The sequence below is a fragment of the Christiangramia flava JLT2011 genome, from assembly GCF_001951155.1.
Lineage (GTDB): Bacteria > Bacteroidota > Bacteroidia > Flavobacteriales > Flavobacteriaceae > Christiangramia > Christiangramia flava.
Genome location: NZ_CP016359.1, coordinates 2,619,363 through 2,641,857, shown reverse-complemented (window position 1 = coordinate 2,641,857; position 22,495 = coordinate 2,619,363). Strand labels below are relative to the sequence as shown.

Here is a 22,495-nt window from a genome sequence, read left to right as displayed (position 1 = left end):
TTTTCTAACCGACTATTAAGAAAACAAAATTATGGAAGCAAACGCTGTTTTAGATTTAATGTGGATCGTTGTATGCGGAATTTTAGTATTCTTCATGCAGGCTGGTTTCACGCTGGTGGAAGTAGGATTCACAAGAGCCAAAAACACTGCAAATATTATTATGAAAAACCTGATGGACCTTGCCATTGGCTCATTAGGATTCTGGATCATTGGGTACACCATTATGTATGGTGACGATATAGGCACTTTTATTGGCAGCCCCAGTCTGTTTTACACGGTGAGAGAAGATATGCATAACCTGTTCTTTCAAACGGTTTTCTGCGCCACGGCGGCCACTATCGTTTCCGGAGCTATTGCTGAAAGAACCAAATTCTCTACCTATCTTATTTTCTCCTTATTAATGACCGTACTTATTTATCCTATTTCAGGTCACTGGGTATGGCAGGGAGACGGCTGGTTAACCAACTTAGGATTTATCGATTTCGCCGGTTCCACCGTGGTACACTCTGTGGGTGGCTGGGCTGCCCTGGTAGCCGCGGCGCTGGTAGGCCCCAGAATTGGCAAATACACCAACGGAAAATCCAATGCCATTCCGGGACATAACATGCTCTACGGTGCGCTGGGGGTTTTCATCCTTTGGCTGGGATGGTTCGGTTTTAACCCGGGATCAGAACTGGCTATTTCAGGAGATAGTGCCTACAATGTAGCTGGGATTGTCATAACCACCAATCTCGCTGCCGCTGCCGGAGCCGTAGTTTCTTTATTCCTTACCTGGATTCGCTACGGAAAAGCCGATATCTCCATGACCCTGAACGGTGCGCTCGCCGGACTGGTGGGGATTACTGCCGGTTGTGCCGCGGTAAGCCCAATGGGAGCTTTTATCATCGGGATCATTTCCGGAATCGTAGTAGTCTTCTCTATTGAATTCATCGATAAAGTTTTAAAGGTCGATGACCCTGTGGGAGCGATTTCAGTTCATGGAGTGGTTGGAGCCGTTGGAACTCTTTGTGTGGGACTTTTCGCAACAGATGGCGGTCTGTTCTACGGAGGCGGTTTCAAACAATTAGGAGTTCAGGCTATTGGCGTTCTAGGTATCGGAGCCTGGGCGATGATCGCCACATTTATCGTATTGTTTATCCTGAAAAAGACTATCGGTCTTCGTGTAAGCGAGCATGAAGAACTGGAAGGACTTGACAGAACCGAACATGGTGTGGATTCATACCCTGAATTTGGTAACGATAAATAATTCCGAAGCAGGAAAATAAAAAACGGAGCGTTTGGCGGAACGCTCCGTATACATAATCCTCTCAGTTCAATTGATCAACGTTATTTATTAAGTCGCGAAACTTTTCTATTAACTAATTAACCAATTTTGTTATGAAAGCAATTACTTTTTCAAAATTAAAATATTTATTCCTTTTCTCTCTCATTATGTCCACTTTTACTACTTCCGCACAAGAAGAAGAAGAGGAAGAGGAAACTCCGAAATTCAGCCTTAGCGGAAGTGTGGATGCTTATTTCCGTACAAATTTCAACGGTCTTAACAAATCTGAAGTGATCGTAGGCGGCGACCAGGTAAGCATGACACCGGCAGCTCCCGCCACTTCCTTTGCGAATGATCCGGGATTTGCCTTCGGAATGGCCAATTTGATTGCTGCCTACGAAGGTGACAAAGTTGGTTTCGTGGCCGATCTGGTATTCGGTCCGCGTGGGGAAGATGCCGTATTCCTTTCGGCTCCCGCCAATAATATCGTGAACCAGCTATATGTGTACTACCAGGTTAATGATGCGCTGCGATTCACCTTCGGTAATTTCAACACCTTCTTGGGTTATGAAGTGATCTCGCCGGCGGCAAACTTCAATTATTCCACCTCTTATATGTTTTCTTACGGGCCGTTCTCCCATACTGGTCTAAAAGCCGATTTCAGCTTTGATGAAAACTGGACAGGGATGTTGGCGGTTATGAACCCTACTGATTATACCGAATTCAACCCAATCGGGAAGTATTCTTTTGGGGCACAACTGGGCTACTCCAATGATTCAGGAAGTGCCTACTTAAACCTGCTATACGGCGAGCAAAGCCTGAGCGATGAAGCCCTGTTCCAGATCGACCTGACTACCGGGTGGAATCTTACGGAAACCTTTTATCTAGGATTGAATACCACCTACCAGGATACCGATGGAACCGGATTTTACGGAGCTGCGATCTATCCACAGGTAAGCCTTTCAGAAAGTTTTGGACTTGGTCTTCGTGCCGAATATTTTAAGGAATCTGAAGATGGTGGCTTTGTGTATGGTGATGACACCAGCACCACCGCTTTTACCCTTACCGGAAATTATACCGTAGGCTCCTTGATGATCAAACCAGAATTACGATTAGACAGCGTTTCTGAAGATGTTTTCCTTACAGATAACCTGGATATGACCGATAATCTGGCATCATTTGTTCTGGCCGCGGTCTATGCTTTCTAAAGTTTAGTTTAGTGTTTATCATATGCTTGTACGCCAGCAAGTATTTCTGTATCCAGATCATTCTCCGCCGGAGGAATTGGGCAGGAATACTTGCTGCTATAAGCACAATAAGGGTTGTAGGCCTTGTTGAAATCCAGCTCGATCGAATCAGATTCCGGAATTCTTAAATCCAGATATCGCCCATTTCCATAAGTGGTTCTCCCATTGGTCAGATCAGTAAAAGGCAAAAACAGGTAATCGTAATAATCAGGATCTTTTTGCAATTCCAGGCCCTGGTAAACATTCAACTGATATTCTTTCCCTTTCAGCGTAAAATAAACTTCTCCATATTTCACATAAACCGGTTCCCTATCAGTACTGGTTTTCATGGTAAACGGTGATTCCATCGGGGTTCGAACAAAAGATGCCTGCACCACATAATCAGGATCTATTTCGTAAAATTCCAATTCTTTAAAATCCTTCAGGTCTTCCTTGTCCAGCGGAGAAGTCTCCGGATTAGCATATCCTTCATTCAGCTCTTTCTGAAATTCTTCGGAAGAAATTGGTTTGCCTTCATTTTGAGCCTGAACGGCAAAAATGGAGACAAAACTGAAAACGATTGTTACGAAATGAAACCTTTTGAACATACACTGAATTGATTAAGAATTGCTATTTGTCGACCTGAAATTTAATGTAATTTTAGGGCTGAAACTAACCAATGCAAAAATTTTTCAGATCATACCTGGATTCATTCGGCGGTTTACGAAAGGAAGTCTGGCTACTAAGCCTCATCACCCTGATCAACCGTGCCGGTACGATGGTGATCCCGTTCCTTTCGCTATACCTAACCAAAAGTCAGGGTTTCAGCCTGGACCAGGTAGGATGGATCCTCACATTTTTTGGACTTGGCTCCGTGACCGGCTCCTGGCTGGGCGGGAAATTAACCGATAAGTTTGGCCATTATCGCACGATGGCCGGCAGTCTTATCGTTTCTTCGCTTCTGTTCGTATTATTACAGTTTCCGGTAACATTCTGGGGATTTGCGATTGGCATCTACCTGGTCATGGCAGTAGCCGACGTTTTCAGGCCGGCGGTTTTCGTGGCGATCAGTGCCTATAGCAAACCGGAAAACCGAACCCGCTCCGTTACCCTCATCAGGCTGGCGATCAATCTTGGTTTTTCAGCTGGTCCGGCAATTGGAGGGCTGATCATTGCAACTACCGGGTATTCCGGGTTGTTCTGGGTAGATGGCCTCACCTGCCTGATGGCAGGTATTCTGCTGCTTATCCTCCTGCATCCTAAACGAGCCCTGGAAGAAGCACAGGATTTGGTTATTTCCGCAGCAAGCGCCTTCAAAGACAAATTATACCTGGTTTTTATTGCCGCCATGATCATGTTCGGGTTCATTTTCCTGCAATACTTTTCAACAATGCCCTTATTTTACGCCAATTACCATCAGCTAAATGAATTTGAAATTGGCTTGTTACTGGGATTAAACGGACTCACCATTTTCCTCTTGGAGATGCCGCTCATCAAGTACATGGAATCCCGAAAACATTCGGTTATCTCCTATATAAACCTAGGAATGTTGCTAACGGGTTTCAGTTTCCTGGTGATCAATTTAACCGATTGGGTTGGGGTTCTCATCGTAGGAATGTTACTGGTAACCATTGGGGAAATGATCGCATTTCCGTTTTCTAACCGGTTTGCCCTGGACCGTTCAGACGGAAAAAAACGCGGTTCCTACATGGCCCTTTATAGCATTGCATTTTCCGTGAGTCATATTTTCAGTCACAACTCCGGAATGCACCTGGTGGGAAGCATTGGTTTTCAATGGACGTGGTATATCATGCTGGCGCTGGCCATCCTGGGAGTACTACTATTGATCATTCTGAAAAAATTACTTCAACAGGAAGGATCTAGTGCTCTATAGAAATCTCTTTTTCTTCCGAAGCATCTTCGTTGAAGTACCGCGCAGTACCAAGATATTTTTTGATCAACTGGTTATAATCCCGAGTTAATTTCAAGTCCAAAGTCCCCGGAATTTCATATAAAGCATCCATATCAGAATACCCCGTTTTCAGCAGATCTTCCAGGTATAAAAGGGCGGTGTCGTAATTGTAATCACTTCCCGCCAGACTAATAATATTTAGGTAAGCCTCCGGCTCTTCTTTTTGAATAGCGGTTCGAAGTACATTAATGAACACCTTCAAATCTATTTCCGCAGAAGAATTCATCACGGCCTTTTGCTCCCGCTTCGTTATAAAATCAATGTAACTGTGTAGCCTGTAAGCCATATTCGAGCGGGCCTCGTTATCGCTATCTTTCAGCTTGTTCAGTTCATCGACCTGATATGCCCACCAACCGATATTTTTAAAATTTTTGCTTATGATATCTACCCGCAGCAGGTATTCAAACTCATCCTGCTTCTGTCTTTCATAAATTACTGCGCGGTTAAAATTGCGTTTTTGGGTCTTATATCCTTCCGCGGTTTTGATCTCCTTCATTTTACTTTCAATCGCCTCTTCTTTACCGAAATCTTCATAGGTTTTTTCCATTTGCTCAAGCTTCTGATAAGCATATAAAAATTCCCGTTTTCGGCGAAGGCTTTCTACATAGTCCATCTCCTTCTGAAAAATACTGTCTACCAAACCTTCGGAATTCTCACGATTCCCATCCCTGATAGATTGCAGGGTAAAACTGCCCACTGCGTTATAGATTATACTCGATGGCGGCCACTGCCCTTCTTTTCCGTCGTAATAGTCCGCTTCCGTAGGAAAATCATTTTTATCGAAATATTTCAGGTAATTTTCCATCACGTAGATCATGTAATCCCGGCGGCCCGCCATTCCAATAAAAAGGTAAGGATTATCTTTATCGAGTCCCTTCGGAATAACAAATGAATTACCAATGGAAAGCACTCCGGCCATTTGCGGGTAGAAAATGGATATTGCTGAAGCGATCTGCCCGCCTTCATCAATCCCGGCGGAAAACACCTGTTTTTGATCGATCGGGAATGAGTTGAAGAGCGTGCGCATCATCAGTAAAGCTTTACTGGAAAGACTGTCTATTGGCTCAGATTTCAAGCTGAAATTAGCAGAAGCCACAATGTATCCGCGATCTTCAGCAGCATAACGGAATAAATTAGCAGCGGCAGCTCCCCTGCCCTGCGGATCAAAAACAAAGATCAGTGGCCATTTTTCTTCTGGTGAATAATTGGACGGAAGATAGATCGCAAAGCTCTCCTCAATGTCTCCCGGGAATTGTAAAGAATCTGTCACCGCTCCTTTCTTAATTCGGAATTCCTGTGAAAAGCTAAAAAAAGGGGCCACTAGCAGGCAGAGTACCAGTATTTTTTTCATAATGATTCGCGTCAATGATGTATAAAAATACATCATTAATTATTCCATAAAAAAACCCGCGTTAAAAAACGCGGGCCTATCCAAACATTCAATTAGTGAGTAATCTTTCTTTTCAGTATATTTTAGTCTCTTTCAACCGGCTGATAGGCAACTTTTGGTTTCTCAGGAAAAAATAGTTTCGCAAAGAGAGAAACTATCAGTAAGTCGGCGAAAATCAAAAACATCACTCTAATCACTTCGATCCCGGAAAAAGATAATCCCGTGAATCCCACCAATCCTGTAATCACTGCAAGAGCTAAAAATAGTAATGACTTCCTTTTCATAATTTAATTTTTCTGTTTGATACAAATTTACGGCAGGAAGACTACTGATTTTGCTAAGAAAAATACAATTAGAGTGTATTTAACCAAAACAAAACCAACTGATAATCAAACGTTAATAGAAACCGTTTTCGGAAGAAGATTTTAACAAAATCTTGCAGACTGTTGATTGACAGTTATTAGCATTATTTGGGAATCCTAATAGACTATTCGTTTTTTGACCGGTGAATTCTTAATAACTTCAGAAAGAACAATATGCGTACGTGTTTCGCCATAAGTAATTAAGCGGTCGATCAATTTTTCGAGATGTTCCTGGTCATGAAGTACGACTTCCATGATAATATTTTCGTTCCCGGTAATACGATAACAATTTTTGATCTCTTCAAAAGTTTTTACCGTTTCCAGAAACGCCTTCAGTCTCCCTGTAAATGCTCGAAGCGTAATAATGGCCTTTAAATGATAACCGGTTTTTTGATGATTGATGCTGGTGTAATAGCCATTGATAATCCCTGTATCTTCCATCTTTTTCACCCGTTCGGCTACGGCAGGAGAAGTGAGGCCTACTTTTCGACCAATTTCAGCAAATGGAATACGCGCATTCTTCTGTAATTCCTGTAAAATACCCCAATTGATCTGGTCCATAATTTTAAAGTTTTAAAAGCAATTAAATTTAAAATTTAAAGCAAATATACTCAAAAGCCTTAAATCCTAAATTCGTTTAGTATTTTTCTGAAGTAACTTAGAGGTAAAATTACTGCTGTGAGTTATCTCTATGGATATGGTGCCGGGCGCTCTTCCAAAATCTACCGGAAGGCTGAAGAAATACGGAAAATTTCCCGTCGAATTTCAGATTATTTAATGCCTGAAATGGCTTCGCTGAACGAAAGCGGACTGGAAGATAAATATATTTATCAAACCGGTGACATCATTAGGTATTCTAATTCTCTAGTTGCTCATATTTCCAAAGCAGAAACGGAAGCCTTACAGGATTCCCGCATGCGCTACGCCGCTTTGGTATCGAGGATCACCGATAGAATCTACCTTTATTCAGAATCTTTGGAAAAGGTCAACAGCAACGGAAAAGACTTTTTAAAAATGTTACAGAAGGAATTACGAAAATTTCAACGACTTCAGGCCAGCTGGAGACTTGGATTATAATTTATACTGAACAAAAAAAGCCCGGCTAAAACCGGGCTTTTTTTGTTATTAGCAACATCAAATTACATATTTCTTCGATACTGACCACCAACTTCGAATAAAGCGGTGGTGATCTGTCCTAAGGAACAGACTTTCGTAGCGTTCATCAAAACTTCAAATAAATTCTCATTATACACAGCTGCCGATTTGATCTCGTTCAAGGCTGCATCTGCTTTTGATTCCTTCGCTTTATGCAAAGTCTCCAAAGTTTTGATCTGGTGCTCCTTCTCATCTTTGGTCGCACGAATAACTTCTCCTGGAGTTACCGTTGGTGAACCTTCCGAAGAAAGGAACGTGTTTACCCCAATGATCGGATAATCACCATTATGCTTCAAAGTTTCATAATACAGGCTTTCCTCCTGGATCTTTCCACGCTGGTACATCGTTTCCATGGCACCAAGAACTCCACCTCTTTCAGTGATTCTATCAAATTCGGTAAGTACTGCTTCCTCCACAAGATCGGTCAGCTCTTCGATAATAAATGAACCCTGGATAGGATTTTCATTTTTCGCCAGACCTAGCTCTTTGTTGATGATCAACTGAATTGCCATGGCTCTTCTCACAGAAGCTTCGGTAGGCGTTGTGATCGCCTCGTCATAAGCGTTTGTATGAAGAGAATTACAGTTATCATAAATCGCATACAGTGCCTGAAGTGTCGTTCTGATATCATTGAAGTCAATCTCCTGGGCGTGCAACGAACGACCGGACGTCTGAATATGATATTTCAGCATTTGAGCCCTGGGATTCGCACCATATTTATGTTTTAAAGCCTTGGACCAGATCCTTCTCGCTACACGGCCAATCACCGCATACTCCGGGTCGACTCCATTTGAGAAGAAGAAAGAAAGGTTTGGACCGAACTTATTGATATCCATTCCACGGCTCAGGTAATATTCCACGTAAGTAAAACCATTGGCAAGCGTGAATGCCAACTGAGTAATTGGATTTGCTCCAGCTTCAGCAATATGATATCCGGATATTGAAACCGAATAAAAGTTTCTGACCTTTTCCTCGATGAAATATTCCTGCACATCACCCATGAGTCTTAAGGCAAATTCAGTAGAAAAAATACAGGTATTTTGTGCCTGGTCTTCCTTCAGAATATCAGCCTGCACAGTACCGCGAACCACGCTGATGGTTTCCGCTTTGATTCTTTCATAAACATCATTTGGCAAGATCTGATCACCGGTAACTCCAAGCAGCATGAGGCCAAGACCATCATTTCCTTCCGGAAGCTCCCCGTTATATTTAGGTCTGTCTATATCCTGATCATCATATAGTTCTTTCAGTTTGGCTTCCACCTCATCTTCCAGACCGTTTTCCTTGATATATTTCTCGCAATTCTGATCGATCGCCGCGTTCATAAAGAAACCAAGCAACATTGGTGCAGGACCGTTGATGGTCATACTAACCGAAGTCATGGCATTCGCAAGATCAAAACCTGAATACAATTTTTTCGCATCATCCAGACAGCAAATGGAAACTCCGGAATTACCAATTTTCCCATAGATATCAGGACGATAATCTGGATCATGACCATAAAGTGTCACCGAATCGAATGCTGTGGAAAGTCTCTTCGCCGGCAAGCCTTTACTTACGTAATGAAAACGACGATTCGTCCTTTCCGGTCCACCTTCACCCGCAAACATCCTCGTTGGATCTTCTCCGGTTCTTTTGAATGGATACAACCCGGCAGTATATGGGAATTCTCCCGGCACATTTTCCTGTAAGCACCAGGCAAGAATATCTCCCCAGGCCTTATATTTTGGTAAAGCAACCTTCGGAATTTGTGTGTGAGAAAGTGACTCGGTATGCGTTTCAATTTTGATTTCCTTATCACGCACTTTGAAACTATAGATCGGCTCGGAATACTTATTCACTTTTTCTTCCCAGCTCATGATCATTTCCCAGTTATATGGGTCGAGATCCATCTTCGCACGGTCAAATTCTGCAAAAAGCAATTTTAAAAAATCATGCTGATCGGCACTTGAATATTCTTTTATTTCATCCTGAAGCAGCCCATTCTTATCTAAATACTTTGTCTGATCTTTACCGAAAGTAGTTTTGATCCCGGCAACCGATTCGATCGTTTTATAGATTCCATATAATTTCTGAGCAACTTCTGTCTGAGTCTTTGCTTTTTCATCATATCCCCTGTTATTCTCCGAAATTTCTGAAAGATAACGGGTACGTTTCGGCGGAATTACAAAGATCTTTTCGCTCATTTCCGCAGAAATCTCGAAAGTAGAATCAAGGGAACTTTCCGTTTTTTCCTTTACCTTATCCATGATCTGGCGATAAAGTGTGTTCATTCCCGGATCATTGAATTGAGATGCAATGGTTCCAAAAACTGGAAGTTTTTCAGCATCTTCATGCCATAACTGGTGATTACGCTGGTATTGCTTTTTCACATCACGGAGCGCGTCCTGCGCCCCTCTTTTATCAAATTTATTAATGGCTACGATATCGGCAAAATCAAGCATATCGATCTTTTCCAACTGTGTTGCCGCACCGAACTCCGGTGTCATCACGTATAGCGAAACATCTGAATGATCCATAATTTCTGTATCGCTCTGACCAATTCCAGAAGTTTCCAGAATGATCAGGTCATATTCCGCAGCTTTTAAAACATCAACCGCTTCAGCAACATATTTGGAAAGCGCCAGGTTGGCCTGACGTGTCGCTAAGGAGCGCATATAAACACGCGGGTGATTGATGCTATTCATCCTGATCCTGTCACCAAGCAGCGCTCCACCGGTTTTCTTTTTTGATGGATCTACGGAAACGATACCGATATGTTTTTCGGGAAAATCGGCTAAAAACCGACGTACCAGTTCGTCAACCAAACTGGATTTTCCAGAGCCGCCGGTACCGGTAATTCCCAGAACCGGAGTTTTCTTGGTATCAAAATCCTTTTGAAGGAAGATCTTCTTGAACTCATCATGCTTATTTTCAGCTAAAGAAATAAGACGCGAGATGGTGTTGACATTTTTCGATTTGAGGTTATCATCTACCTTAGATGTATCTTCCATGGACGGAATTTCATGATCAACCTGCTCGATCATGTCATTGATCATTCCCTGCAGTCCCATTTCACGACCGTCATCCGGAGCGTAGATTCTGGTGATCCCATAATCCATCAATTCCTTGATCTCTTCCGGAAGGATCACTCCGCCTCCTCCACCAAAGATTTTGATATTTCTTGCTCCTTTTTCCTGAAGCAGATCATACATATATTTAAAATATTCAATATGTCCACCCTGGTAAGAGGTCATCGCAATAGCATGCGCATCTTCCTGAATGGCGCAATTAACCACTTCTTCCACGCTACGGTCATGACCAAGATGGATCACTTCCACTCCGGTAGCCTGGATGATCCGGCGCATGATGTTGATCGCCGCATCGTGACCATCAAAAAGAGAAGCCGCGGTTACAATTCTTATTTTATTTTTAGGTTTATAGGGACTTTGTTGTTCCATTTATAATGATATCTGAAAATTGGAGCTGCAATTTACGAAAATCGCAATGAAAAAGATATTTTTATGAGCTGTCTTTCAACCATTGAAAAAATCACTGAAAGATTGAGATATTCTTCAAAATTGAAAGATTCCAACTGGAATTTCCAGCATTCCAAATTTTAGTATCTTTCAGAATAAAAATTCAAAAATTTAATCCCTGCTTATGAAAAAGATCATTGTCCTTGCCAGTTTATTGATATTTAGTTCCTGTGCTGAGTTGCAGCAAATCGCCGAACAAAGCGGTTATGGTGTCACCAATGCTGAAATTAGCTCAGGTCTCAAACAGGCTCTCGAATTTGGGATCGATAAAGAAGTGACCAAACTCGCGGAAGAAAATGGCTTTTTCAGAAATGAGCTCGTGAGAATAGGCTTACCCCCAGAATTGCAAAAAGTAGATAAAACGCTTCGGGATGTAGGCCTGGACGCCCTGGCAGATGAAGGCTTAAAAGTCTTGAATCGCGCTGCAGAAGATGCTGTTTCCGAGGCTATTCCCGTATTTACCTCGGCCGTAACACAAATGACCATTACCGATGCCAGGAATATTCTTTTGGGAGCCGATGATGCTGCCACACAATATTTACAAACTAAAACCACTGCCGAATTATATACGAGATTTAATCCCATTATTGCCAACTCCCTTGAAAAAGTCGGCGCCACGAAAGTCTGGGCAAATATCATTCAACGCTATAATGCGATCCCGCTAACTTCTAAAGTTAACCCAGATCTGCCAGATTATGTAACTAATGAAGCTCTTGACGGTGTTTTTATCATGATCGCTCAGGAGGAAAAAGACATCAGGAATACGGTTGCAGCCCGTACCACCAGCCTTCTGAAACGCGTTTTTGCGCTTCAGGACTGATCTGAATTCTCCTACAAGCATTAAAATTTTAACAGTTCTCCGTATTCTGACAGCCGTTTTACGAGAATCTTAACGCTATCTTATTAAAAACTAATATTTTAGGTTAGTAGTTTTGTAGGGTGATGAAAAGATAACCGTGGAGTATGTTTAGAATTTTTGAAAGCAAAACGAAAGAAGAACGCCTATGCGATAAATACTCGCAATTAATGCAGCGGTCTTATAAATTGGCATTAATCGATAAAGAACGAAGTGACCAATTAAATGATCGTGCGCGAAAAATCCTGGCTGAACTTCGCAGAATGAACTGTGAATTTATTGATAATTAGAGCTTCAACTCTTTAAAATAATCGAGACTTTTTAATAATCTTGATCCATACCAACTGAAAGCTTCCCCATCTACCACCACGACCTTTCCCGAAAATCTTTCAAATTCCTCCATGTCTTTTTCAGTAAAAGGATAAGGTTCTGAAGAAAGTAACATCAGTTCTGGATCCATTTGCTCTATTTCAGCTAAACTTAATTCCGGGTAGCGATTTTGCCCCACCACATTTTCCAGGTGATTCAGCTGGAGCATTTTATTGATAAACGTATCATTCCCAGCCACCATGTAGGGCTCTTTCCAAATGAAATAAAGTACCTGCTTGTATGGTCGATCTGCTACAAAATTTTCAAATTCCTGTAATTCCCTGGATAATTTCCGGATCAGGTTCTGAGCCTCAGAAACCACATTAAAGATTTTCCCATAATCGCGAATAAGCTGCAAAGTTTCTGGAATACCGGAAATATCACTCACATGAACCGGGGCAATCTGCTCCAATTCCGCGACCATTTCAGGCGTATTTTCCTCCTTATTACAAAGTATAATATCTGGCTGGAGTTCTTTCACCTTCTTTAGACTTATTCTTTTGGTTCCACCCACGCGCTGCTTTCCCTTCCGAAGATGTGCGGGATGCACACAAAAGCGAGTGATTCCCACGAGAGAAGATTCAAGCCCGAGGTCGCAGAGAAGCTCGGTCTGGCTGGGCACCAAGGAAATGATTCGTTGGGGTATATGTTCAAGCTGAAATTCCCGGCCAATATGATCCCGGAAAAGCATCAGGATGACAGTTTTGTGAGCTCATCTGCCATTTGTACCTGCAAGGATTCGGCACGAGCGGCAGCAATTTCAGCAAAATTTGAAGAATCTGATGCGTAAATGATTTTTCTGGAAGAGTTTACAAGTAGCCCTACATTTTTTGTTATTCCGTATTGACAAACCTCCTCCAGGCTTCCGCCCTGTGCTCCCACGCCAGGTACCAGTAAAAAGCTCTCCGGAACGATCTTCCGAATCTCCTGAAGAAATTCGGCCTTGGTTGCTCCAACCACATACATCAGGTTTTCTGCATTCTTGTAAGTGAGTGAAGTCTTGATCACTTCTTTATAAAGCTCTTCGTTTTCGAGGTTTTTCGTTTGGAAATCAAAAGCCCCTTGATTGGAAGTCAGTGCCAGAAGAATCGTATGTTTATTGGTAAACTCCAGGAAAGGCTCTACTGAATCCCTGCCCATATAAGGGGCTACGGTAATAGAATCGAATCCAAGGTCTTCCAGGTACGCCTTGGCATACATCCGGGAAGTGTTGCCTATATCACCGCGCTTGGCATCTGCGATGGTATAAATTTCAGGATACTCAGAATGCAGGTATTCGATGGTCTTTTTCAAAGCTTTGAAACCGTCTACCCCTATCGCCTCGTAAAAAGCCAAATTAGGTTTGTACGCCACACAATACTGGTGCGTCGCATCTATGATCGCCTTATTAAAGCTGAAGACAGGATCTTTTTCGGAAAGCAAATACGTTGGGATCTTTTCCAGATCGGTATCCAATCCCACACATAAAAAAGACTTTTTCTTAAAGATCTGTTCGGTCAGCTCGGCTGCTGTCATAAATTAAATGGTTTATAGAATATCTGAATTTTCTTTCAGTTTTTCCGTATTTTCCGCTAATTGCAATTCGTCGATAATCTTCTGAACATCACCATTGATGATGTTGGAAAGGTCGTAAAGCGTCAGGTTGATACGGTGATCGGTCACACGCCCCTGCGGGTAGTTGTAGGTTCGGATCTTCGCACTACGGTCCCCGCTGGAAACCATGGAATTTCTCTTGGCCGCATCGGCTTCCTGTTTCTTCGCCAGTTCCATTTCATATAAACGGCTACGAAGTACCCGGAAGGCCTTTTCTTTGTTCTTGTGCTGTGATTTCTGGTCCTGGCACTGCGCAACCAGTCCGGTTGGCTCGTGTGTTAGTCGAACTGCGGAATACGTGGTGTTTACCGACTGTCCTCCTGGTCCCGAAGAACAGAAATAATCAATTCGCACATCTTTCGGGTCGATCTCCACATCAAATTCTTCGGCTTCTGGAAGTACCATTACCGTTGCTGCGGAAGTATGCACTCGTCCCTGGGTTTCAGTTTGAGGAACACGCTGCACACGGTGTACACCGGCTTCAAATTTCATGGTTCCGTAGACTTCTTCACCAGAAACTTCAAAAATCATTTCTTTAAACCCGCCACTGGTACCTTCGCTAAAATCCACAATATTATGCTTCCAGCCTTTGCTTTCCACATATTTCGTATACATTCGGTACAGGTCTCCCGCGAAAATACTGGCTTCATCCCCACCGGTACCGGCACGAATTTCCATCACCACGTTCTTGGCGTCTTCCGGATCTTTCGGGATCAGCATCATCCTGATCTTCTCTTCCAGTTCGGGAAGTTGCTCTTTCGCCTCTTCGAGTTGCATTTTGGCCATTTCGGTCATTTCAGCATCGCTCCCGTCTTGAATGATCTCTTCTGCTTCGGAAATGTTCTGGGTAAGTGCTACGTATTTTTCGCGCTCGTCCATGAGCGCCTTCAGGTCTTTGTATTCTTTATTTAATTCGATATATCGCTTCTGATCGGCAATTACATCCGGCTGTATGATCAAATCGTTCACCTCATCAAACCGCTGCTTTACGATATTCAGTTTCTCTAACATAGATTGTTCCTCAAATTTCGATAGCAAATTTACGATAATTCTTCAGAAATTAGAGAAAGCTTTTTCAGAGACTCTCCAATTGCGGAACCGCTTTATGGCTGCGGCTGAAGGAAGCAAAACGCACCAGACCGGCGATACCGAGCAGGTAGAAAATGCGATCTGGAACATAGAAAGCATCAAATTCTAGGTAATAACCAATAAAAGAGCTCACATCGGCAAAAACCAGGCATAACAGCGCCCCGGTATAATAGAAAGAGATTTTATTGGCGTAACGATTACTGTAACTCACCGCAGCGATGACCATCCCGATCATCACTGACCCGTACGCGTAAAAAAGGTAATCGAGTCCCGTATACAGGAATTTATCAGGCACCATATCCATTAAGACCACCAGCATGCTTCCATTGAGCACGAGCACAAAAACAAAGACGAGCTTCTGAAAAAGATTGGTGCGCAAATTCCGTAATTCCGGGACTACAGCAAGAATCAGCAGGCTGTATGCCACAGTTCTGGAAAGAAAGGTTAGCATGTTTACCAGCGGATATTCATAGTAAAACAATAAGATGTCTGACAGTACTAACAGTAAAAATGCCGAAACCATTTTCTTGCTATATGAATTCTGCCAAAGCAATAGGAAAAAAATTACAGAAGTTGAGGCGAGCCTGGCTCCCCTGCTGTACTCCTGATCCATTTTGAGGATCACGAAGCAATTAAAGATCAATAATAAGGCTACCACTACAGATAGCGTAATTTTTTGTAACATCCTGATTGAAGGTTGGTTGTTATTACTTACGATAAATTTCAGTAGGGGTTACTGATTTTTGAGCTTACGGAGCAAGGGGGTTCTCCGGTGAAGTACATATTTCAGGCGACATATTTCAAAAATCCTCCCAAAAATAGGAATCAAAATTTGATTTTGCAAGAAAAAACTTTCCTTTCAGAATGCTATCTGCTTAATTTTTAATTATTTATAGATATCTGTAATAAGTTATTCGAGTTGAATTTCTTTCCGGGCACCGGCAAATGCTACTAAAAATGAAATAGCGAGAATATTTGCCACCCGATCCAGGTAATAGAAGACATCAAAACCAAGATAAAAAGCGATGTAAAAAAACACATCTGATAGGATGAGGCCAAAACTAGAGACCACCAGGTAAAATGAAGCGGGCGTGCCATAGCGATTATGATAGGAAATAGCGACCGCAACCAAGGCCAGCAAGGAAATCCCAAAAGCATAAAATATCGGATAAAAATAGTCTGCACGGGCATTTTCAGGAGTAGATTTTCCCATGAGGCTAATAAGATAAATGTTCAGAAGCAGAGCAAAGCCAGCGACTGCTCCGGTAAATAAATTGACCTTTAGCTTCCGCAAAGAGGGCCAGATCAATAAGATAATGAGCACATACGCGAATAAGCGGGTGACGAAAGTGAGCAGTTTATAACTGTCGTTTTCGTAATTGATCAGCATATAATCGCAGACCAGGAAAAGAAAAAAAATCGCGAAGAGGTGTGGATTAGAAAAATAGCGGAAGACATAAATTAGGAAAAACAGCAGCATGCTTCCAAAGCGGAACCACCTGCCAGCAGGTTCCCCGAACATATAGATCGCAAGGAGATTGACCAGGAGGACAACCGGCACTAAAACTTTGAACCAGCGTTCCATACAGAGATGATTAGGCTTTTAAAGTTACGCTAATTCGAATTGGAAAATTGTAAGATTATGCTAATATTCAAACTTTCCGTGGGAGCTTTGAATAGTCAGTTTTTTGGTTTTATTGGCTTCCACTCTCCCAATAATCTTGGCATCTACGTTAAAAGATCTGGAAATTTCGATGATCTCTTCTGCAACTGAAGGATCTACATACAGTTCCATTCGGTGCCCCATATTGAAGACCTGATACATCTCTTTCCAGTCGGTTTTACTTTCCGACTGAATTAGACGAAACAAGGGTGGGGTTTCGAAAAGATCATCTTTGATAATATGATGCTGCTCGATAAAATGGAGAATTTTGGTTTGTGCACCTCCGCTACAATGCACCATCCCATTAATCTGATCCTTTCCAATTTCAGAAAGAACCTTCTTGATGATCGGGGCGTATGTTCTTGTTGGAGAAAGCACCAGTTTACCTGCATTAATAGGACTACCTTCAACCGAATCTGTAAGCTTTTTAGTTCCGGAATAAATCAATTCTTCAGGAATGGAACTGTCGAAACTTTCCGGATATTTTTCAGCTAAAATCTTTGAAAAAACATCGTGACGTGCGGAAGTAAGTCCGTTACTGCCCATTCCGCCGTTATATTCCTTTTCATAAGAAGCCTGCCCGAACGACGCAAGGCCTACGATCACATTTCCAGGCTTGATATTAGCATTATCGATCACCTCATCCCTGCGCATACGCGCTGTCACCGTAGAATCCACAATGATCGTGCGCACAAGGTCTCCTACATCTGCCGTTTCTCCGCCTGTAGAATGGATCTCGACCCCAAACTCTTTTAGATCGGCCAGCAGTTCTTCGGTTCCATTAATAATAGCCGAAATCACTTCGCCAGGAATCAGATTCTTATTTCTTCCGATTGTTGACGAAAGCAGAATATTATTGGTGGCCCCAACACAAAGTAGGTCATCTATGTTCATAATCAGCGCATCCTGAGCAATACCTTTCCAGACTGAAAGATCGCCGGTTTCTTTCCAGTACATATAAGCCAGTGAACTTTTAGTCCCTGCACCATCAGCATGCATTATGAGGCAATGCTCCTCGCTTCCTGTTAACTGGTCTGGAATGATCTTACAGAAGGCCTTCGGAAAAAGCCCTTTATCTACATTCTTGATAGCGTTGTGAACGTCTTCTTTTCCGGCAGAAACTCCGCGGCCGGCATATCGTTTACTAACTTCTTTGCTCATGGAAGGAAAATTTCAGGTTCAAAGATAACCAGTTTAAAATGTTTAAAGAATTGAATTTTGGGAAAAATAAAAGCCGCGCTGTAAACAGCGCGGCTTCATTCAGTTCAGAAGAATTATTATTTCGTAAATAGTAATTCTCTGTATTTGGTCAATGGCCAAAGCTCATCGTCTACCAACAGCTCTAATTTATCGCAGTGGTAGCGTATTTCATCAAAATACGATTTCACATCATTGCAGTATGCGAATGCTTTTTCCTCGGCATCTTCCATTTTATTTGCAACCTTTCTGGCTTCAATCATCGCATTCACCTGGGAATTGATCGTGGCGATATGTGCTGAAATACTCTCGATGATCTCCAGCTGCTCTTTCGCGTGTCTCGCGAAGTCCTCCCCGTAGATCTCTTTTAAACCGCGCACGTTCTTGATCAGGATATTCTGATACTTGATCGCGGTAGGAATTACATGATTTCTGGCAATGTCTCCAAGTACTCGTCCTTCAATCTGGATTCTCATGGTATATTCTTCGAGTTCGATCTCGTGACGAGCTTCGACCTCTGTCTTGTTCATTACCTCAAGTTCTTTGAAAAGATCAATGGTTTTTTTGCTAACCTGAGCTTTCAGGGCTTCCGGAGTGGTTTTATTATTGCTCAAACCGCGTTTTACGGCTTCTTTTTCCCAGGCTTCTCCATAACCATCACCTTCAAAACGGATTTTTTTCGACTTCTTGATATACTCACGAAGTACATTGAAGATCGCATCGTCTTTCTTCATTTTCTTATCCTTTACAAGCTTATCGACTTCTTTTTTGAATTCGCGAAGCTGCTTGGCCACGATACTGTTCAATACGGTCATCGCACCGGCACAGTTGGCAAAAGATCCTACCGCTCTAAATTCAAACTTATTACCGGTAAAGGCAAATGGAGAAGTACGGTTACGATCTGTATTATCCAAAAGAATTTCAGGAATCTTTCCTACCACGTTTAGTTTAAGATCGGTCTTTTCCTGTGGAGATAATTTTCCGTCGGTCACTTTTTCCAGTTCATCCAGAACCTGGGTAAGCTGTGAACCAATGAATACCGAAATGATCGCCGGCGGTGCTTCGTTCGCCCCTAAACGGTGGTCGTTGGATGCGCTGGCAATAGAAGCTCTCAACAATTCTTCATAATCATACACCGCTTTGATGGTATTGATGAAAAAAGTCAAAAACTGAAGGTTCTTCATTGGTGTGGAACCCGGAGATAAAAGATTTACTCCAGTATCAGTTGCTAGAGACCAGTTATTATGTTTTCCGGAACCGTTGATCCCTGCGAAAGGTTTCTCATGCATCAGCACAGCAAGATGGTGCCGTTCTCCAACCTTTTTCATCACATCCATGATCAGGGAGTTATGATCTACGGCGAGGTTGGCTTCTTCAAATATCGGAGCCAGCTCGAACTGGTTCGGTGCTACCTCGTTATGTCTTGTCTTTACCGGGATTCCCAGCTTCATACATTCTATTTCCAGGTCACGCATGAAAGCGATCGCACGGGAAGGAATGGAACCAAAATAGTGGTCATCCAATTGCTGCCCTTTAGCCGGTGAGTGTCCCAAAAGGGTTCTTCCGGTTAAGGTAATATCAGGACGTGAAGCAACAAGGGCTGAGTCGATCAGGAAATATTCCTGTTCCCATCCCAAAGTAGCATTCACTTTCTTCACATTCTTGTCAAAATATTTACAAACCGAGGTTGCAGCCTGGTCAACTGCCTGCAAAGCTCGAAGTAACGGAGTTTTATTATCGAGCGCTTCACCGGTATAAGAAACAAAAATAGTAGGGATACAAAGCGTGGTTCCCCAGATGAAAGCTGGAGATGTTGGATCCCAAGCGGTATACCCGCGAGCTTCAAACGTATTTCTGATCCCTCCGTTCGGGAAACTGGATGCATCCGGTTCCTGCTGGACTAAAGATCCACCACCAAATTTTTCCACAGCCATTCCTTCACCAAGAGGTTCAAAGAATGAATCATGCTTTTCGGCAGTTGCGCCGGTTAGAGGCTGAAACCAATGCGTATAATGGGTAACTCCTTTAGAAATAGCCCATTCTTTCATCCCGGTGGAAATATGATCGGCTACGTTACGATCTATTTTTTTTCCGGTACGTATGGCTTCAATTACATTTTCATAAGCTTCTTTCGTTAGAAACTGGCGCATCACTCCTTCGTTGAACACATTAGAAGAAAATATTTCCGATCTTCTTCCGGGTTCTTCAATGATTACCGGCTTGCGATTCAGGGTTTCTCCTATTGCTTTAAATCTCAATGTTGGCATTATAAGTTTTTTGGTTAATAAAATAAGACACTCAAATTTATCGATTTAATATTACACAGGTCTTAAATATTCGCAAATATTGATACCTCGTAATTATCAGGGGTCAAATTTATTAAAATAATAATTCTTACCCAATTACCCCTGAAATTTTAGGGGTGTACACCTAAAAAACTTATTTTTGTTCAGTATTCAGAAGTTCAATTATTTAAATTTTATTAATCATGAGCAAATCTAAACTGGAGTATATCTGGCTGGATGGAAGTAAGCCAACTCAAAAACTTCGTAGTAAAACGAAAATCGTTAGTAATTTTTCAGGAAAGACAGAAGACTGCGAAATCTGGTCTTTTGATGGGTCTTCTACAGGCCAGGCCGAAGGAAATTCTTCAGACTGCTTGCTAAAACCCGTTTTTGTCTGTCCCGATCCTCAAAGACGTAACGGTTACCTGGTAATGTGCGAAGTCTTGAATGCTGATAGCACTCCTCACGTCACCAACGGCCGCGCGACTATCGATGATGAAGATGATGATTTCTGGTTTGGATTTGAACAGGAATACTTCTTAATTGACCTGGATACCAACAAACCTTTAGGATTTCCGGTAAATGGTTATCCAAGACCGCAGGGTCCTTATTACTGTTCTGTTGGTGCTGCCAATGCCTACGGAAGAGATATCGTGGAAGAGCACCTTGACGCCTGTCTTGACGCAGGACTGAACGTTGAAGGGATCAATGGCGAAGTAGCTGCAGGCCAATGGGAATACCAGATTTTCGCCAAAGGAGCCGCAGCTGCGGGAGACCAAATCTGGATCGCAAGATACTTGCTGGAAAGAATTGGTGAAAAATATGGAGTTGGCGTAGACCTTCATCCAAAACCACTTGGAGATCTTGACTGGAATGGTAGCGGTATGCACGCGAACTTCTCCAATTCCCTGTTGAGAGAATGTGGCGACAGAAAAATATATGAAGAAGTGTGTGAAAGCTTCCGTCCTGTTGTAAAAGAGCATATTGATGTATATGGAGCTGACAACCATTTGAGATTGACCGGTAAGCATGAAACTGCATCGATCAACGATTTCAGCTACGGAATCTCAGATCGTGGTGCATCCATCAGGATCCCGATCGCCACTGTGGAAAGAGGCTGGAAAGGATGGCTGGAAGATCGTAGACCCGCTTCTAACGGAGATCCATACAAGATCGCAAGCCGAATCATCAAAACTGTTAAGCACGCTGAAAAGAAGGTTGAAGCTTAATCATAACACCTTTTTAATACATGAAAAGGAGCGGTTGTTTGAGCCGCTCCTTTTTTATTTCTTTCTTTGTACTTCACTGAAATCGATCACCTGATTAAAAGCTATTCAGTTTGAAAGATTACTTCATTTTTTTTAAGAACAATTCACCTGAAATTAGGTTCGGCTGGACACTTACATTTTTATCCAGTTTTGGGCAGACCTTCCTCATTTCACTATACGTTCCCACTTTACTGGAACAATTCCATATTTCCGAAGGATTCTTCGGCGGGATCTATGCCATCTCAACGGTTATTGCTTCCATTTTACTCATCAGTATCGGGCATACCGTAGATCACAAACCCATTAGAAAGGTGAGTTTTTACACCATTTTAGCATTAGCCGCTTCCACGGTTCTACTAGGACTCTCACGCTATCACATTGCTATTCTTTTCGTGGCTCTTATCGGTTTGCGCCTGAATGGCCAGGCATTATTAAGCCACATCAGTCAAACAATCCTGTCCAAGCGTTTTCAAGTGGACCGCGGAAAAGCCCTGAGTATCGCCTCCTCCGGTTTTCCAATGGGAGAAGCGGTCTTCCCGGTCATTCTCACAAGTTTACTTATTTGGAAGGGCATTCTCGTTACCACGCTATCCAGTGCCGCATTTTTATTGTTATACCTCGGAAGACTATTGATCTTTGAAGTGAAAAGTTTTGACGAAGATCTGGACCCTTCCCGAAACACTTCCGGAAAACTGATAGTTGGAGAATTCCAGGAACTGCTGAAGGAAAAAAAATTCTGGATTATCGCTCCTGCCAGTATGTCGCTGAGCTTTGTAACAACCGCATATTTTTTCTATCAATATGTTTTTGCAGAAGACCTCAACTGGTCGGTTACGCTGTACGCCAGTTTCTTTACCGTCTACGCAGTTTGCAGGTTCGTAATGGCATTTGTGGGAGGGCTGCTGGTAGATCGCTATTCCGCACGAAAGGTGTTCCGATTTTACCTACTGCCGATAACGATTGGGATGATTCCACTTATTTTCACGCAACACATTTTTGCGGCTTTGTTTTTCCTGGCTATGGCCGGGATTTCACAGGGAACGGCCGGAACAGTGAAAACTGCCGTTGTTGCTGAAACTTTCGGAACGGCAAAACTCGGCGCCATCAGAAGTTTTTTCAATATGTTCATGATTTTCAGCACCGCTTTGGGACCGCTGGTGATCGGGATGATGATGGACCAGGATTTTCCGTTTTATTCTTTGATCCTCAGCCTGGCGCTACTATTATTCCTGGCGCTGCTAAATTCCCAGCGCCTTTCGGCTAAAAAATTTCCGAAGATCGCCTGAGA

20 protein-coding genes are annotated in these 22,495 nt (G+C 42.6%); 8 read left to right on the top strand and 12 right to left on the bottom strand.

The features are described from left to right. Nucleotides 1-31: 31 nt before the first annotated feature. Together GRFL_RS11430 and GRFL_RS11425 are read left to right on the top strand one after the other, a co-directional pair. Nucleotides 32-1,246: an ammonium transporter gene (locus tag GRFL_RS11430; RefSeq protein WP_083644744.1), complete on the top strand. Its 1,215-nt coding sequence runs from the start codon at nucleotides 32-34 to the stop codon at nucleotides 1,244-1,246. Nucleotides 1,247-1,377: 131 nt separating this feature from the next. After that, complete coding sequence (locus tag GRFL_RS11425; protein ID WP_083644743.1) at nucleotides 1,378-2,472, top strand: porin; 1,095 nt, start codon at nucleotides 1,378-1,380, stop codon at nucleotides 2,470-2,472. A gap of 8 nt (nucleotides 2,473-2,480) precedes the next feature. Here GRFL_RS11425 and GRFL_RS11420 read toward each other — a convergent pair whose 3' ends face one another. Further along, nucleotides 2,481-3,098 (bottom strand): DUF1684 domain-containing protein, encoded by a 618-nt coding sequence (locus GRFL_RS11420; RefSeq protein WP_083644742.1) that lies wholly within the window; start codon nucleotides 3,096-3,098, stop codon nucleotides 2,481-2,483. 71 nt (nucleotides 3,099-3,169) lie between these two features. On the opposite strand from GRFL_RS11420, the gene GRFL_RS11415 reads away from it, so the two are divergent. Next, entirely contained in the window at nucleotides 3,170-4,384 is a 1,215-nt protein-coding gene (locus tag GRFL_RS11415) for an MFS transporter (RefSeq protein WP_083644741.1), read from the top strand. Here GRFL_RS11415 and GRFL_RS11410 read toward each other — a convergent pair. The 3 genes from GRFL_RS11410 to GRFL_RS11400 form a co-directional block, all read right to left on the bottom strand. Further along, nucleotides 4,371-5,813, bottom strand: a complete 1,443-nt coding sequence (locus tag GRFL_RS11410; protein ID WP_083644740.1) for a hypothetical protein — start codon at nucleotides 5,811-5,813, stop codon at nucleotides 4,371-4,373. The two genes, GRFL_RS11415 and GRFL_RS11410, sit on opposite strands and share 14 nt — an antisense overlap. Nucleotides 5,814-5,935: 122 nt before the next feature. Then, the gene (locus GRFL_RS11405) at nucleotides 5,936-6,136 is read right to left on the bottom strand and encodes a DUF1328 domain-containing protein (RefSeq protein ID WP_083644739.1); all 201 of its coding nucleotides are present in this window, start codon (nucleotides 6,134-6,136) and stop codon (nucleotides 5,936-5,938) included. A 195-nt stretch (nucleotides 6,137-6,331) separates the two neighbouring features. Then, nucleotides 6,332-6,775 (bottom strand): Lrp/AsnC family transcriptional regulator, encoded by a 444-nt coding sequence (locus tag GRFL_RS11400; protein WP_083644738.1) that lies wholly within the window; start codon nucleotides 6,773-6,775, stop codon nucleotides 6,332-6,334. A gap of 117 nt (nucleotides 6,776-6,892) precedes the next feature. Here GRFL_RS11400 and GRFL_RS11395 point away from each other — a divergent pair, with 117 nt between their 5' ends. Continuing rightward, nucleotides 6,893-7,291, top strand: a complete 399-nt coding sequence (locus GRFL_RS11395) for a hypothetical protein (protein WP_083644737.1) — start codon at nucleotides 6,893-6,895, stop codon at nucleotides 7,289-7,291. A gap of 62 nt (nucleotides 7,292-7,353) precedes the next feature. On the opposite strand, the gene GRFL_RS11390 is transcribed toward GRFL_RS11395, so the two are convergent. Further along, nucleotides 7,354-10,809, bottom strand: a complete 3,456-nt coding sequence (locus GRFL_RS11390; RefSeq protein ID WP_083644736.1) for a methylmalonyl-CoA mutase family protein — start codon at nucleotides 10,807-10,809, stop codon at nucleotides 7,354-7,356. Nucleotides 10,810-11,011: 202 nt separating this feature from the next. Here GRFL_RS11390 and GRFL_RS11385 point away from each other — a divergent pair, with 202 nt between their 5' ends. Together GRFL_RS11385 and GRFL_RS11380 are read left to right on the top strand one after the other, a co-directional pair. Next, complete coding sequence (locus tag GRFL_RS11385; protein ID WP_083644735.1) at nucleotides 11,012-11,707, top strand: DUF4197 domain-containing protein; 696 nt, start codon at nucleotides 11,012-11,014, stop codon at nucleotides 11,705-11,707. 143 nt (nucleotides 11,708-11,850) lie between these two features. Next, nucleotides 11,851-12,033, top strand: a complete 183-nt coding sequence (locus GRFL_RS11380; protein WP_083644734.1) for a Lacal_2735 family protein — start codon at nucleotides 11,851-11,853, stop codon at nucleotides 12,031-12,033. On the opposite strand, the gene GRFL_RS11375 is transcribed toward GRFL_RS11380, so the two are convergent. The 7 genes from GRFL_RS11375 to GRFL_RS11345 all read right to left on the bottom strand — a co-directional run bounded on the left by GRFL_RS11375 (nucleotide 12,030) and on the right by GRFL_RS11345 (nucleotide 19,921). Next, on the bottom strand, nucleotides 12,030-12,803 hold the full coding sequence (locus tag GRFL_RS11375) for an ABC transporter substrate-binding protein (protein WP_083644733.1): 774 nt from the start codon (nucleotides 12,801-12,803) through the stop codon (nucleotides 12,030-12,032). The two genes, GRFL_RS11380 and GRFL_RS11375, sit on opposite strands and share 4 nt — an antisense overlap. Next, nucleotides 12,803-13,627 carry an orotidine-5'-phosphate decarboxylase gene (gene pyrF / locus GRFL_RS11370; RefSeq protein WP_083644732.1) on the bottom strand — a complete coding sequence of 275 codons (825 nt, stop codon included), beginning with the start codon at nucleotides 13,625-13,627 and terminating at the stop codon, nucleotides 12,803-12,805. Before pyrF ends, GRFL_RS11375 begins: the two co-directional genes overlap by 1 nt. Nucleotides 13,628-13,639: 12 nt before the next feature. After that, a complete protein-coding gene (prfA, locus tag GRFL_RS11365; RefSeq protein WP_083644731.1) occupies nucleotides 13,640-14,716 on the bottom strand; it encodes a peptide chain release factor 1 in 1,077 nt (358 codons plus the stop codon). Between the two features lie 64 nt (nucleotides 14,717-14,780). Next, entirely contained in the window at nucleotides 14,781-15,479 is a 699-nt protein-coding gene (locus tag GRFL_RS11360; protein WP_139839236.1) for a hypothetical protein, read from the bottom strand. 225 nt (nucleotides 15,480-15,704) lie between these two features. After that, nucleotides 15,705-16,379: a hypothetical protein gene (locus GRFL_RS11355; protein WP_083644729.1), complete on the bottom strand. Its 675-nt coding sequence runs from the start codon at nucleotides 16,377-16,379 to the stop codon at nucleotides 15,705-15,707. A gap of 60 nt (nucleotides 16,380-16,439) precedes the next feature. Next, on the bottom strand, nucleotides 16,440-17,618 hold the full coding sequence (locus GRFL_RS11350; protein ID WP_083644728.1) for an AIR synthase related protein: 1,179 nt from the start codon (nucleotides 17,616-17,618) through the stop codon (nucleotides 16,440-16,442). A 116-nt stretch (nucleotides 17,619-17,734) separates the two neighbouring features. Further along, nucleotides 17,735-19,921, bottom strand: coding sequence for a glutamine synthetase III family protein (locus GRFL_RS11345; protein ID WP_083644727.1), 2,187 nt, complete (start codon nucleotides 19,919-19,921; stop codon nucleotides 17,735-17,737). Nucleotides 19,922-20,142: 221 nt separating this feature from the next. Here GRFL_RS11345 and GRFL_RS11340 point away from each other — a divergent pair, with 221 nt between their 5' ends. Both GRFL_RS11340 and GRFL_RS11335 read left to right on the top strand, forming a co-directional pair. Continuing rightward, complete coding sequence (locus GRFL_RS11340; protein ID WP_083644726.1) at nucleotides 20,143-21,168, top strand: glutamine synthetase beta-grasp domain-containing protein; 1,026 nt, start codon at nucleotides 20,143-20,145, stop codon at nucleotides 21,166-21,168. Nucleotides 21,169-21,278: 110 nt separating this feature from the next. Then, nucleotides 21,279-22,493 carry an MFS transporter gene (locus GRFL_RS11335; protein ID WP_083644725.1) on the top strand — a complete coding sequence of 405 codons (1,215 nt, stop codon included), beginning with the start codon at nucleotides 21,279-21,281 and terminating at the stop codon, nucleotides 22,491-22,493. The last annotated feature ends 2 nt before the right edge of the window (nucleotides 22,494-22,495 follow it).